The organism is Bradyrhizobium sp., from assembly GCF_052389815.1.
Classification (GTDB): Bacteria; Pseudomonadota; Alphaproteobacteria; order Rhizobiales; family Xanthobacteraceae; genus Bradyrhizobium.
The window spans coordinates 14451-28231 of sequence record NZ_JBQTHN010000105.1; the positions used below are offsets into that span (position 1 = coordinate 14451).

Consider the following 13781-nt stretch of genomic DNA (forward strand, 5'->3'; position numbering starts at 1 on the left):
TACAATTCTACGCCAGAGCACGCTGGCGCATCCAGAGGCGCGCCGGCGCTCCCTTGCAGTGCTACAACCCTATTCGGTGCTCTTGTCGGGGGCGAATGGGACGTGGCGCCAAAGGTCCATTCTGTCGTGGAGGATGCGCACGATTTCGATCGTGCTGTTCGGCGCGACCCGGTACATCAGGAAATGGCTTCCCCGGCGGCCGCGGCGCGCAACGTCGAGTGTGCGAAGGCCTGCCATAATCTCGTCCCGGGCCCTGGAGCCCGCGACATTGGGACCGTCGGCAAGTTCGCCAATCGCCTGAACAAGGGTGTCCCGATAGACGCGAGATTGTCGCGCGCCAAAGTTCGCCGTGGTCCATTTGAGGACGTTGGCAAAGTCGACTTCTGCGGCGGCGCCGAGACGAACGCGCCATCTCCGCTCGGCCATGAGCGTGCTATTCGGCGGTTCGAGAGATGACCCTCTCAGAGAGGTCATTCAAATAGGTTTGCAACTCCTCGATATTCCCAAACTCTTTGAAGTCTCCTCGATCCAACGCCCCGACACCGGCGCGAGCCGCGGCCCGCAGGGCTTTCAGCTTGCCAGCATCCTCCGCCTCGCGTTGCTCTACCAGCCGCAACCCATCACGCAGCACTTCGCTGGCATTTTGGTAACGACCGGACTTGACGAGGGTCTCAAGGAGTTCTTCCTGGCGCTCCGTCAACACCACATTTCTGGTGGGCATTGGCATCCTCTCAGGTCGTTCGAGAGCGGGATCCATTGGCATAATATGCCATACGCTTGATCGCCTCAACCCGAATGTTTGCGCATACCCTGGCAACCGCCGCGCGCGGTCGTCGTCGTGACCGCAGTTTCGGCTGCCACAACATAGGGCCACCGCGAAGCAATAGTACCCATCTTCACCGGCCGTGAAGCGCCAGTCGTGCATCTATGCCCGAACTCGCCACAACCGCCCCCTGAGCGCGGATTTGCGCGCCGCCAGACGAATTTGCGCGGCCGTCAGCCAACCGCCGATTTGCTGCAAGGCGCGCTTTCACACCGTGGTCACCGGCACCTGCACCAACCCCAGGTACCTCGCCATCGGTTGAAAATCGCTGTCGTTGTGAAGAAGCGGCCGGCGGTTCTCGATGCACCAAGTGCCAATCAGCATGTCGATCGTCTTGCGGATGGTGATGCCTCGTCGCCGCAAGGAACGGAAGTTACGCGCCGCCACCACGGAGATGGCATCTCCGGCCATGGACACAATTTCGAACCGGCGCAGTAGAGACTCGACTTCTCGAGCTGCCCCCTCGCTACCAAGGCCCTGGAGCACCTCGCAAAGCATCAGGTCCCCAACTGTGATCTCGTCCGTACCGAGGATCTCGCGGAGGCGCCGGACATGCGGCGCATTGCGGCCATTGAGGAAGTCGATCCAGACGCTACTGTCGACAACGATCACCGGGTTCCTCGCCCCTTGCGGCTCCGGGCCAGGCTGCCGCGCCAACGATATTTGCCGAAAGCCAGCCCGACCTCCTGTTGCCGCCGCAATCTGATCATCAAACGGAGCGCCTTTTCTACCGTCTGCTTCTTGGTGCCGTCGCCAGAGGCCTTCTGGGCTTCTGCCATGAGGGTATCATCGATATCGATATTGGTGCGCATTGGCAGGGCTCTGGTTGCTATGTGTATACTCTGATCTTACCATACACATTCGACCCCCCGCAATCGCCTGAGGATGAAGGCCTCCTTTGGCGTAACGGAACCGGCTTGCGAGATCGGAGAAGACGGTCGCCCACGAGGCGCGGTACACGATCGCAGGTCGTCGCAGTTTTGCCGATTGGAGCGCATGGCGGACTACGGCACCATAGTGCCACGGCGAAGGAATAGTGCCCGTATTCATCGCCGGTATCGAGAGATGACCGGACAACCCGCGCATTCTGGCGAGCGGTCCGACCAGACTCCACAAGATGACGAGTGCGACGGACGTTATGAACATCAGAAGGACGTCAGGCCGCCCTTTGGGCGCCGCCACCACCGCTTTGTACGCGACGGGCGAGACGAGAGTTGCGGTCGCCACTAATGGGACCAGCCCGATGACCGCCCTGAGGATGCCGGAGCGCAGCAACCGCTCGGACCTCAGGTTAATTCGGAACGGCTTGCAAAGCCTCTCGACGTCGCGTGCGAGCATCTCGTCCCGGAACAGGCGCGACGGCACGGATGGCCTACGAATCGCCTTGAGGACGCGCTCCTCCAGGCCGGTCAGCGTCCTGCCGGACAGATCGGCCTTGGTAACGATCCGACTCGCTCTGAACCAGCTGACGGGAGGGCATAGCACCAGGCCGCGCCGATAGACTGCGTAGAGGACGGTGCGGATGACCGCATTCTTCCCACCGCAGAGATACGCCATCTCGTACGGATCGAACGTCCCCGGCACCCGTGGCGGTTTGCGCCAGTCGGTCCGGTCGAGCAGCCGGATGAGGCCATACGTTGCCGCGATGACGGCAACGGCGGTTGCGCCATAGACGAGAAGAAACTGCGGTCCGGGGAGGTCAGCGATCGGGTTGTGGGTCAGCCAGTCCATGATCATTACGGCCGCGCCAGCTGAAGGCGGGCGCCATCATAGCAACGGGCTCGTTGGGCCGAAATGGTATCGAACATCCGCGTTTGCGCGGATCGGCACCGACATCACGTCGTCATCTACCGCGTATAGGGATTCCACATGCCGGACCGCGGAAGGCACATTTCACGTTTTGCCGGGTTCACAGACGCGACGGACTTCGTGCGACGGCTGCTTTTAGGGGCTATCGGCGTCTTGCTTGTGACCGTTGCGGGCGTCTTCGCGGCGATGATCGGCGCCGTCGATGCGACCGCACAACCCGCCGGCCGCACACATCCGCAGGAATCCATATACCAGACCCGGGGGATATTCCTCGATCCGAAGGAGATGGACCGTTGGGCGAGCGCCAGCTACTGGGAGCAAAAGGTTGCGGAAGCGTTTAAGCTGATTGTCGACCCCCGGATGCAGGACGACGCGGAGGAACGCGACGCCGTGCTGGCGACGGTTTGGCAGGTCAAGCGCGAGTCCGTCAACGCGGAGACGAAAATCCTGACGTTCATTCCGAAGCGGTCCGCGAAACCGCGGTCGAAGGATCTCGCTTATCTGATCTCGTTCATCCCGCGAGCAAACCCGAAGGAGAAAGACGCCGTCGAAACCCGGTTCATCGCAGAAGGGCCGGCGGCCATGCCCGTCGCCGCGCCGGAACCACCGGGGCCTGGTCCGCGGCCGCCATCGTCGTTTGGATATGCGGGATTTCCGCAGAACAACATTAATCGCTACTGGGCCGAGCACCCCGGCGAAATGAAAGGCGTCCTCGCCTGGATCGCCGCCAGCGCCGGCCCGGCCTTCAACCAGATCCTGAGGACCAGCGTCGCCCAAGCCGGGGGGATCCGTTCGGCCTATTTCCATGTTGCGGGAACGAAGATCCCCTCCGGAACCGTCGCAGGACTGGCCATCATGTTTCTCGGCGACGCCGCACCGATGACGGCGCGACCGCCGGAACAACGGGGCGCGAGGGACATTGCCGACCTCCAGATTGAGAAGCTGCAGGCCGAGGCTCGCGCGCACGACAGGATTGGCGACATCACCGGGCTCGACGCGCTACCTGCCGACGAGCGGTTTCCGGCCAAAGTTGCGGTGTGGCAGTATTTCGCGGCCGGCACGCGCGACGGCGAGGTCGACGCTATCGTTCCCATCCCGAAGACGGATCGGCGAGCCCTGGTGACCCTCCGGTTCGGCGCACGCAACAACGTCAGCATCCAGCACGTCGGGGAGTCCAGAAAGGGATCGATGCTCGGAGACCCCGGCGATGTGCGCCGGGTGAATGGTTTTGCCGCCAATTCCGCGACCCCCTCCGCATTGGTGGCGTGGCTCAAGAAGCGTTATCCGGGCGTGCCGCCGAAAGGCAGCACGGTGGCGGAACTGGCCGAGAGCGTCACGGCAGAAATCCAGCGGCGGGGCGGGACGCCGGCCTGGTTCAAGGAGAACTATGGGATCGACGTACTCACCGCCGCGGACGCGCCGGGCCGGCTGACGCGAACGTTCGAGTACAAGACGCAAGCGCTGGGGAACTTGCAGGATTTCACGCCGTCCGAACTGCAGACGCTGGAATCGACCCTAGAGAGGATGAGCGACAGTCTGGTGCCGCGGCTGCGGGGGCTGGTAATGGCGCGCCAGAAGACCGCGGTGGAGCTGATCGGCGTCACCGCCACCAAAGTGGCGGTCAGCGATTGGCGCGAGGGCGGCATCGCGAGGCTCCACGGCAAAGATCGGCTGATCGTGATCTTCGACGCGGCGAGTATGCACTCCGACGCGCTGTTCACGGGCGGATCGGGCGTCAACGGCAAGCCCGAGGTCGCGGCCCAGTTGCTTTGGACTTTCGCGCACGAACTCGGTCATGTCCTGGCGGCGACGCCCGGCGCGAAGGAGTCCTTCGAGGGGTTAGTGAGATCGAAAGGGATCAAGCCGGTGACCTGGTATGCGGCCTCGAACCCGATGGACGAATTCTTGCCGGAGACGTTCGCGCTCTACGTCGGTGATCCGGAATGGTTGAAGAGCAACAGGCCGGATTTGTTCAGGTGGTTCGAGACGCTCAGTGCCCTCGCCAGCTCGGCGGTGATGCGGCGCGCGGATTGGTGAAGCGCGCGAAGCCAGAACCACGGTCCACATCGTGGCCCCGGGGCACGGCCATCTTGACGGTCACAGGGGCCTCCATCGCGGGTGGCGGTTGATCGGGAGCGGTCGGTGCGGTTTACTATGGCACATTACGTCGATGCCGGGGTTGATCGACAGGGCCCCGACGCGCGGTTCGTCTACGGCGAGGAGCGGATGCAGGTCATCGGAATGGCGCACCGAGACGTCCTGTTCGTGGTTGTGACCGTACGTGACGACGACATCTGCAGAATCATTTCGGCCCGAAAGGCCACACGACATGAGCAAGACCGGTACTACGCGGGTGACCGTGAAACATGGTGAGCCCCTTCCACGGGGCCGCACCGATTGGACACGACTCGATGCGATGAGCGACGAGGAAGCGATGGCAGCCTCGCGGGCCGACCCTGATGCACAGCCGCTCACGCCCGAACAACTCGCCAAGATGCGCCGGGTGTCGCACGTGAAGGTGCTGCGACAGCGCCTCGGCATGACGCAGGCGGAATTTGCCGAGGCCTTCCACCTGCCTATCACGACGCTGCGTGACTGGGAGCAGCGCCGCAGCACGCCGGACGCGCCCGCCCGCGCGTTGTTGCTGGCCATCGAGCGCGATCCGCAGGTCATGCGGAAATTACTTGCGGATGGAGCAGCGTAGCCGCGGCGGCTATGTCTATCCGCGTCGTGCAACGTCATAGCGCACGACGAACGAGTAGTGCCCGTCTTCATCGGACGCGGGAGATTGCTCGCCGTGTCGAAAGCTGGGTACAGGGCGGGACATCAGCAGCGGGATTGATACGTTGCCACCGATTTTCCAGTCGGAATTGGGCCGATGATGAGATTGTTCGACGTTCGACCAGATGATCTCGGCGGCGACCTCGCTTCAGGCGTTTGCAGACTGCTCAGGGACGCCTTCCCGGACGATGGGCCTAACGAGGGCGACTATTATCGCACGCTCGGAGCGCCGGAAGTTGCGATGCTCCTTTGTGACGGGCCGCGGGTATTTGGGCATCTGGGGCTCTATACACGCGAGGTGGGAATTGGAGACGAGTCTGTGAGAATCGGGATGCTCGGGGGAATTGTCGTCGCAACCGATCGCAGGCGAAGGGGCCACAGTCGCATTCTTGTTCAACACGCCCATGAACATTTGAAGGAACGGGACATTCCGTTCTCGGTCTTGTTTGCCTATGAGCCTCGAATTTACGAGAGCAACGGCTACAAGCTCATGCAAAATGCAACGCATTTCATCGAGTCTGACGGGACTCCGAAGACTCTGATCTATCGTGGAAGCATGTACGCTGAACTCTTACACCGGCGCTGGCCAAATCAACTGCTCGATCTACGTGGTCGAACGGTATGAGTAGCGAATCTCGGCGGCGTGTTTTGCCCCGATGCCAACTAAGCTCTGGATCGCCGGGTTCGGCTTGCCTGCCCCTGCACGTATTCGCGCAGCGCTCGATTGATCCGCGTCTGATAGCCTTCATTGGATGTCGTGTGGCTCTTGAACCAGGCGACGACATCGGCATCGAGCCGGAGGGTTAGTTGCTGCTTGACGGGCCGATAGAAAAGGCCGCGCTTGGCCCCGGACCAGTCGAGCAGCTCCGGCGCGTCCGATGTATCGATGGCATCGTCGGGAAGCGCCGCGAGCGACCTCAGCTCCGCTCGCTGCTCGGGCGTCAACCGCTTAGAAGTTCCCTTCTTCATAGGCGCTCCTTTCGTGCGCGGTAGCTTTGCGGGCGCTGATGATGCGACCGATCTGCTCGCCTTCTTCTGAGTCTTCCGGCCAGGTATGGACGACCAGCAACAACACCGGCCCAACGAGTCCGATAGTGTGCCAGCGGTCGCCGTCCGGGTGTGGTCCGGTCTTGATGCCTGGAGCGGGTCGTCAAATACGAGCACCGCGGTTTCGAACGACAGGCCGTGCTTGAGGCGGTTTGCCGCCGCCTTGCCCGGGTCCTACGTCCAGCGCACCTGCGCCCCCTGTTGTAACTACAGATATGTTACTACATATATGTGCTGTCAAGGTCGTCCTTTCCCCACGACCGCCCTGCGCTTTTTCGGCTGGCGCCGCGCCGCTTGTCCCGCTAAGCCGTAGCCATGCACACCAAAGTCGACAGCATCCTGTCCTCCGCCGAGGCATTGCGATACCCCTACGAAAGCCACCCCGGCCACGACCAGGTCGTGGAGCTGGCGCCGGGCGTGCTGTGGGCGCGGCTGAAGCTGCCGTTCCGCCTCAACCATGTGAACATCTACCTGCTCGCCGACGGCGACGGCTGGGCAATGATCGATTCCGGCTTCGGCAACGAAGAGTCGATCGCGGCCTGGACCACGCTGTTCGAAGGGCCGCTCCAGGGCGTCAGGATCAGCCGCCTGATCGTGACCCATTCGCATCCCGACCATGTCGGCCTCGCCGGCTGGGTCACCGAGCGCTTCAACTGCCCGCTCTACATGTCGCAGGTGGAGTATCTGCAGTCGGTCTATCACCAGAACCGCGGCACCGAGGAACGGCGCAATGCGCAGCGCAAGTTCTTCCTGCGCCACGGCATGGACGAGAACCTGGCCGAGCAGCTGCTCAGCCGCGGCCAGGACTACCTGAAGCGGGTATCGATCCTGCCGCCGTCCTACCGGCGCATCTCGCACGGCGAGGAGATCGTGATCGGCGAGCGCCGCTTCAAGGTGATCACCGGCGGCGGCCACGCGCTCGACCAGGTGATGCTGTATTGCGCCGACGACAAGCTGTTCCTCTCCGCCGACCAGGTGCTGAGCAAGATCTCGCCCAACGTCAGCGTCTGGGCGGTCGAGCCCGAGCAGAACTCGCTCGGCGAATACCTGTTCTCGCTGGCGAGCCTCACCACCACATTGCCCTACGACGTGATGGTGCTGCCCGGCCACGGCGTGCCGTTCTACGGGCTGAAAACCCGGATCAAGCAGCTCGCCGATCACCACGAGGAGCGCTGCCGGCTGATCGCGGAAGCCTGCCGGGAGGTGCCGCAGACCTCCAAGGATCTCGTGCCCGTGGTGTTCCACAAGCACACGCTGGACCCGCACCAGATGGGATTTGCCGCGGGCGAGCTGATCGCCCACGTCAATTACATGCTGGTGGAGGGACGGCTGACGGCGCGGGAAGAAGGCGGCGTGCTGCAGTTCCGCACCACCTGATCTCCGGCGTGCTGCGGTTGCCGGAAAAGCCGGCCTATTGCATTGACCGGGATCAAGTTTTGCCCCGCCTCCGGTTCATTCCTTACCCCCGCCCAAAGGGGTGATTTCGGCTCGACATCAAAGCTGGAAACGCTCTAAAAAGACTGGCCGCTCCGGCCAGCTCCCGTTTTCAGGTCTTGCGATGGATTACAGCCAGTTCTTCCAGAATGCCCTCAACCGCCTGCATGACGAGCGGCGCTACCGGGTTTTTGCCGATCTCGAACGGATCGCGGGCCGTTTCCCGCACGCGGTGTGGCACTCGCCGAAGGGCAAGCGCAATGTCGTGATCTGGTGCTCCAACGACTACCTCGGCATGGGCCAGCACCCCAAGGTGGTCGGCGCCATGGTCGAGACCGCGACCCGGGTCGGCACCGGCGCCGGCGGCACCCGCAACATCGCCGGCACCCATCATCCGCTGGTACAGCTCGAGGAAGAGCTCGCCGACCTCCATGGCAAGGAGGCCGCGCTCTTGTTCACCTCGGGCTATGTGTCGAACCACACCGGCATCTCGACCATCGCCAAGCTCATTCCCGATGTCCTGATCCTGTCGGACGCGCTCAACCACAACTCGATGATCGAGGGCGTGCGCGAGGCGCGCTGCGAGCGGCAGATCTTCCGCCACAACGACATGGCCCATCTGGAAGAGCTGCTGATCGCCGCCGGCAACCGGCCCAAGCTGATCGTCTGCGAGAGCCTCTATTCCATGGACGGCGACGTGGCGCCGCTTTCGAAGATTTGCGATCTCGCCGAGAAATACGGCGCCATGACCTATGTCGACGAGGTGCACGCGGTCGGCATGTACGGCCCGCGCGGCGGCGGCATCGCCGAGCGCGACGGCGTCATGCACCGGATCGACGTGCTGGAAGGCACGCTTGCCAAGGCATTTGGCTGCCTCGGCGGCTATATCGCGGGCAAGGCCGAGGTGATCGACGCCGTGCGCTCCTATGCGGCGGGCTTCATCTTCACCACCGCGCTGCCGCCGGCGATCTGCTCGGCCGCGACGGCCGCGATCCGCCACCTCAAGACCTCGAGCTGGGAGCGCGAGCGCCACCAGGACCGCGCCGCCCGCCTCAAGGCGATCCTCATCGCCGCCGGCCTGCCGGTGATGTCGAGCGACACCCATATCGTGCCGCTGTTCGTCGGCGACCCTGAAAAATGCAAGCAGGCCTCCGACCTCTTGCTGGAAGAGCACGGCATCTACATCCAGCCGATCAACTACCCGACCGTCCCCAAGGGAAGCGAGCGGCTGCGCATCACGCCCTCGCCCTATCACGACGATGTCCTGATCGATCAGCTCGCCGAGGCGCTGCTGCAGGTCTGGGAGCGCCTCGGCCTGCCGCTGAAACGGAAGTCGCTGGCAGCCGAATAACCCTAAACTCGCTCGAAAAGCCGAAAACGGGCCGGCCGCGCAGTGCGCCGCCGGCCCGTTCCGTCTATAGTGGCCCCAAGGGGGCTCATGGCGGCCGCCTGAGGGAGACCTTCAGCAGATGCTGCACGACTGGGGCGTGATCGCGGCCGCGTTCGGCTACATCGGCCTGTTGTTCCTGGTCGCAAGCCATGGCGACCGGCTGTCGCCGCTCAAGCGCAGCCGGGCCTCGGCGCTGATCTATCCGCTGTCGCTGGCGATCTACTGCACCTCCTGGACCTTCTTCGGCTCGGTCGGCTTCGCCAGCCGCACCAGCATCGACTTCCTCGCGATCTATGTCGGCCCGATCCTGATGGTCGGGCTCTGCACGCCGCTGCTGCGCCGCGTGATCCAGCTCGCCAAGTCGCAGAACATCACCTCGATCGCCGACTTCATCGCCGCGCGCTACGGCAAGAGCCAGGCGGTCGCCGCCACCGTGGCGCTGATCGCGATCGTCGGCTCGGTGCCCTATATCGCGCTGCAGCTCAAGGCGATGGCCTCCTCGCTCGGAACCATCCTGAGCGAGGACAAGCTGTTCTCCCAGATACCGATCATCGGCGATATCGCGCTGGTGGTGATGCTGGCGATGGCCGTGTTCGCCGTGCTGTTCGGCACCCGCCAGGCCGACGCCACCGAGCACCAGCACGGCCTGATGCTGGCGATCGCCACCGAATCCATCGTCAAGCTGGTGGCCTTTCTCGCCGTCGGCATCTTCGTGACCTTCTGGATGTTCTCGCCGCACGAATTGTACGAGCGCGCCATGAAGACGCCGGAGGCGGTGCGCGCCATCGAGTACACGCCCTCGGTCAGCAACTTCCTGACCCTGACGCTGCTGTCGTTCTGCGCGATCATGCTGCTGCCGCGCCAGTTCCACGTCAGCGTGGTGGAGAACTCGACCGACGCCGAGGTCGGCCGCGCACGCTGGCTGTTCCCGCTCTACCTCGTCGCCATCAACCTGTTCGTGATCCCGATCGCGATTGCGGGCCTCGTCATCTTCCCGTTCGGCGCGGTCGAGCCCGACATGTTCGTGCTGGCGCTGCCGATGCAGGGCAATTCGCCGACGCTCAGCGTCATCGTGTTCGTCGGCGGCCTGTCGGCCGCGACCGCGATGGTGATCGTGGAATGCGTCGCGCTGTCGATCATGGTGTCGAACGACATCGTGCTGCCGCTGGTGCTGCCGCGCAGCGACGGCAACCGGATGAGCGGCAAGGATTTCACCGACTTCCTGCTGCGCGTGCGCCGCTTCGCCATCTTCGGCATCATGGTGATGGCCTACTGCTACTACCGCGCCCTCGGCAACACGCAGCTGGCGGCGATCGGACTGTTGTCCTTTGCCGCAGTCGCCCAGCTCGCGCCGGCCTTTTTCGGCGGCCTGTTCTGGCGCAACGCCACCGCCCGCGGCGCCATGGGCGGCATGACGGTCGGCTTTGCGGTGTGGGCCTACACGCTGTTCGTGCCGAGCTTCCTCGACGGCAGCCCCGCGGGGCTGGAGATTCTGCAGCACGGGCCGTTCGGCATCGAGGCGCTGCGTCCGCGCGCCCTGCTCGGCGCCGACCTGCCGCCGCTGCTGCACGGCGTGCTGTGGAGCCTGTCGCTCAACATCCTCGCCTATATCGTGCTGTCGCTGGCGCGGCGGCCGTCGGCGATCGAGCATGTGCAGGCCGATATCTTCGTGCCGTCGCTGGCGCCGATCGCGCCGACCTTCCGGCGCTGGCGCTCGACGGTGACCGTGCAGGACATCCAGAGCACGGTGGCGCAATATCTCGGCCCCGAACGCGCGCGCCTGGCCTTCGAGGCCTTCGCCGCCCGCCATCCCGGCAATCTCGAACCGTCGGCGGCGGCCGATTTCGAGTTGCTGCAGCATGCCGAGCGCCTGATCGCCTCCTCGATCGGCGCGGCGTCATCGCGCCTCGTGATGTCGCTGCTGCTGCGCAAGCGCGCCGTCTCGGCGAAGGCCGCGCTGAAACTGCTCGACGATTCCCATGCGGCCGCGCACTTCAACCGCGAAATCCTGCAGACGGCGCTGAACCATGTGCGGCAGGGCATCGCGGTGTTTGACGCCGACCTGCAGCTGATCTGCTCCAACCGCCATTTCGGCGAAATCCTGGCGCTGCCGCCGCACCTCGTGCAGCTCGGCGTCCCCTTGCGCGAAATCCTGGAATACATGGGCGCGATCTCCCCACCGGAGTCTGGCGATGCCGATGCGCTGCTGGAAAAGCGGCTCGCCGCCTACACGACCGAGGGCGAGCCCTATCTGGAGCGTTTCCCGGACCGCCACACGGTGATCGAGGTGCGCACCAACCGGATGCCCGGCGGCGGCCTCGTCATCACCTTCTCCGACGTCACGCCGAGCTTCGAGGCGGCCGAAGCGCTGGAGCGCGCCAATGCCACGCTGGAAAAGCGGGTGCGCGACCGCACCGAAGAGCTGACGCGGCTCAATTCCGAGCTGGCGCTGGCCAAGATTTCCGCGGAAGACGCCAACAATTCCAAGACCCGATTCCTCGCCGCGGCCAGCCACGACATCCTGCAGCCGCTGAACGCGGCGCGGCTCTATGTGACCAGTCTGGTCGAGAAGCAGAGCGGCGGCGACGACGCCAAGCTCGCCGAGAACATCGACGATTCGCTGGAGGCGATCGAGGAGATCCTCGGCGCGCTGCTCGACATTTCCCGGCTCGACGCCGGCGCCATGACACCGTCGATCTCGAGCTTCAAGATGGCGGATCTGATGCGCTCGCTCGAGATCGAGTTCACGCCGATCGCGCGCGCCAAGGGACTCGAGCTGACCTTCGTGCCCTGCTCGCTGGCGGTGCAGTCCGACCGCGCGCTGCTGCGCCGGCTGTTGCAGAACTTCATCTCCAACGCCATCAAATACACCCCGCGCGGCCGCGTGCTGGTCGGCTGCCGCCGCCGCGGCCAATCGCTGAGGATCGGCGTCTACGACACCGGCGTCGGCATCCCCGCGCTGAAGCGCGGCGAGATCTTCAAGGAATTCCACCGCCTCGAGCAGGGCGCGCGGATCGCGCGCGGCCTCGGCCTCGGGCTATCGATCGTCGAGCGGCTGGCGCGGGTGCTCAACCACGGCATCGCCATCGATTCGTTGGCGAGCGGCGGCTCCGTCTTCTCGGTGACGGTGCCGGTGGCCGAAGCGGTCAACCACACCGCCGCCGTTATCTCCACGACGCCGTCGCGCACGCCGATGAGCGGCGCGCTGATCGTCTGCATCGAGAACGACCCGGCCATCCTCGACGGCATGAAGACGCTGCTGACCGGCTGGGATGCCGAAGTCATCGCCGTCACCGATCCGGAAGGCGCGATCGCGGCGATGGAAGATGTCGGCGGAAAGGTCACCGGACTGCTGGTCGACTATCACCTCGACCGCGGCAACGGCGTTGCCGCGATCCGCGAGATCCGCCGTCGCTTCGGCGAGAACATGCCGGCGACGCTGATCACCGCGGACCGCAGCCCGAATGTGCGCGCCGCGGCCCGCGAGGACAACATCGCGATCCTCAACAAGCCGGTAAAGCCGGCTTCGCTGCGCGCCGTGCTCGGGCAGTGGCGCACGCAGCAGATGGTGGCGGCGGAGTAGACGTTCATCATCGTCATTCCGGGGCGGCTCGCAGAGCCGAACCCGGAATCTCGAGATTCCGGGTTCGATGCTGCGCATCGCCCCGGACTGACGGCTGGAGCTACGCCGTCGGCGTGCCCTGCTTCCACTGGCCGCCCGCGATCCTGGCGGCGGCGATCACGGCCTGGGTGCGGCTTTCGACGCCGAGCTTCTGCAGGATCGCCGAGACGTGCGCCTTGATGGTGGCCTCGGAGACGCCGAGCTCGTAGGCGATCTGCTTGTTGAGCAGCCCTTCCGACAACATCATCAGGACCCGCACCTGCTGCGGCGTCAGCGTCACCAGGCGGTCGCGCAGCCGCGCCATGTCGGGATCGGCGGCGGCGGAAAGATCGGTATCCGGCGGAATGAACACGTCGCCGTCCATCACCCTGGTGACGGCATCGCGCAACGTCTCCACGCCGAGGCGCTTGGGAATGAAGCCGGAAGCGCCGAAGTCGAGCGAGCGGCGGATGGTTCCGACATCGTCGCTGGCGGAGACCACCACCACGGGGACCGCCGGATACTGGGCGCGCAGATAGATCAGGCCCGAGAAGCCGGAAATGCCGGGCATGGTGAGGTCGAGCAGGATCAGGTCGACGTCGGAATCCTGTTCAAGGAGAGCGGTGAGGTCGTCGAACGATCCCGCCTCCTCGATCCTCGCCGAGGCGACGACACTTGCCACCGCCTGCCGCAACGCGTCGCGGAACAGTGGGTGGTCGTCGGCAATGATAAGGCGGGTGCTGGTGGTCATGATGTCTTGGGGCGTCCGAGCGCGCATGACCTCGCCACAAAAGGCTGTCTGCGATTGCAATTGCGATTGTCCTCCGCCGGGCGTCCCTATGCAAGCATGCAAATCTCCATCGCCGAGAAGCGGTTAACCCCTTTCTTGTGCGACG

14 protein-coding genes are annotated in these 13781 nt (G+C 64.4%); 7 read left to right on the top strand and 7 right to left on the bottom strand.

Annotated elements, in window-relative coordinates; genetic code table 11:
- Positions 1-69: 69 nt before the first annotated feature.
- From ACT4OC_RS18940 to ACT4OC_RS18960, 5 genes are all read right to left on the bottom strand, one after another.
- The gene (locus ACT4OC_RS18940; RefSeq protein WP_444840558.1) at positions 70-426 is read right to left on the bottom strand and encodes a type II toxin-antitoxin system RelE/ParE family toxin; all 357 of its coding nucleotides are present in this window, start codon (positions 424-426) and stop codon (positions 70-72) included.
- 7 nt (positions 427-433) lie between these two features.
- Positions 434-721 (bottom strand): type II toxin-antitoxin system ParD family antitoxin, encoded by a 288-nt coding sequence (locus ACT4OC_RS18945; protein ID WP_444840559.1) that lies wholly within the window; start codon positions 719-721, stop codon positions 434-436.
- Positions 722-1030: 309 nt separating this feature from the next.
- Positions 1031-1435, bottom strand: coding sequence for a type II toxin-antitoxin system VapC family toxin (gene vapC / locus ACT4OC_RS18950; protein WP_444840560.1), 405 nt, complete (start codon positions 1433-1435; stop codon positions 1031-1033).
- Positions 1432-1635, bottom strand: a complete 204-nt coding sequence (locus tag ACT4OC_RS18955) for a type II toxin-antitoxin system VapB family antitoxin (RefSeq protein ID WP_444840561.1) — start codon at positions 1633-1635, stop codon at positions 1432-1434. The genes vapC and ACT4OC_RS18955 overlap by 4 nt, the downstream gene beginning before the upstream one ends.
- Positions 1610-2554 carry a TIGR04222 domain-containing membrane protein gene (locus tag ACT4OC_RS18960; protein ID WP_444840562.1) on the bottom strand — a complete coding sequence of 315 codons (945 nt, stop codon included), beginning with the start codon at positions 2552-2554 and terminating at the stop codon, positions 1610-1612. Before ACT4OC_RS18960 ends, ACT4OC_RS18955 begins: the two co-directional genes overlap by 26 nt.
- Positions 2555-2692: 138 nt before the next feature.
- On the opposite strand from ACT4OC_RS18960, the gene ACT4OC_RS18965 reads away from it, so the two are divergent.
- The 4 genes from ACT4OC_RS18965 to ACT4OC_RS18980 all read left to right on the top strand — a co-directional run bounded on the left by ACT4OC_RS18965 (position 2693) and on the right by ACT4OC_RS18980 (position 6038).
- Positions 2693-4669 (top strand): hypothetical protein, encoded by a 1977-nt coding sequence (locus ACT4OC_RS18965; RefSeq protein WP_444840563.1) that lies wholly within the window; start codon positions 2693-2695, stop codon positions 4667-4669.
- 105 nt (positions 4670-4774) lie between these two features.
- A complete protein-coding gene (locus ACT4OC_RS18970; RefSeq protein ID WP_444840564.1) occupies positions 4775-5005 on the top strand; it encodes a BrnT family toxin in 231 nt (76 codons plus the stop codon).
- A 43-nt stretch (positions 5006-5048) separates the two neighbouring features.
- Positions 5049-5336 carry a helix-turn-helix domain-containing protein gene (locus tag ACT4OC_RS18975; protein ID WP_444840565.1) on the top strand — a complete coding sequence of 96 codons (288 nt, stop codon included), beginning with the start codon at positions 5049-5051 and terminating at the stop codon, positions 5334-5336.
- 174 nt (positions 5337-5510) lie between these two features.
- Positions 5511-6038: a GNAT family N-acetyltransferase gene (locus ACT4OC_RS18980; RefSeq protein WP_444840566.1), complete on the top strand. Its 528-nt coding sequence runs from the start codon at positions 5511-5513 to the stop codon at positions 6036-6038.
- 38 nt (positions 6039-6076) lie between these two features.
- On the opposite strand, the gene ACT4OC_RS18985 is transcribed toward ACT4OC_RS18980, so the two are convergent.
- Positions 6077-6382: a BrnA antitoxin family protein gene (locus ACT4OC_RS18985; protein ID WP_444840567.1), complete on the bottom strand. Its 306-nt coding sequence runs from the start codon at positions 6380-6382 to the stop codon at positions 6077-6079.
- Between the two features lie 393 nt (positions 6383-6775).
- Here ACT4OC_RS18985 and ACT4OC_RS18990 point away from each other — a divergent pair, with 393 nt between their 5' ends.
- The 3 genes from ACT4OC_RS18990 (at position 6776) to ACT4OC_RS19000 (ending at position 12867) form a co-directional block, all read left to right on the top strand.
- Positions 6776-7837 carry an MBL fold metallo-hydrolase gene (locus tag ACT4OC_RS18990; RefSeq protein ID WP_444840568.1) on the top strand — a complete coding sequence of 354 codons (1062 nt, stop codon included), beginning with the start codon at positions 6776-6778 and terminating at the stop codon, positions 7835-7837.
- A gap of 181 nt (positions 7838-8018) precedes the next feature.
- Complete coding sequence (hemA, locus tag ACT4OC_RS18995) at positions 8019-9245, top strand: 5-aminolevulinate synthase (protein ID WP_444840569.1); 1227 nt, start codon at positions 8019-8021, stop codon at positions 9243-9245.
- Between the two features lie 118 nt (positions 9246-9363).
- Positions 9364-12867: a PAS domain-containing hybrid sensor histidine kinase/response regulator gene (locus ACT4OC_RS19000; RefSeq protein WP_444840570.1), complete on the top strand. Its 3504-nt coding sequence runs from the start codon at positions 9364-9366 to the stop codon at positions 12865-12867.
- Between the two features lie 100 nt (positions 12868-12967).
- Here the strand turns inward: ACT4OC_RS19000 and ACT4OC_RS19005 are convergent, their stop codons facing one another.
- Positions 12968-13636, bottom strand: coding sequence for a response regulator (locus tag ACT4OC_RS19005; RefSeq protein ID WP_444840571.1), 669 nt, complete (start codon positions 13634-13636; stop codon positions 12968-12970).
- Positions 13637-13781 lie beyond the last annotated feature (145 nt).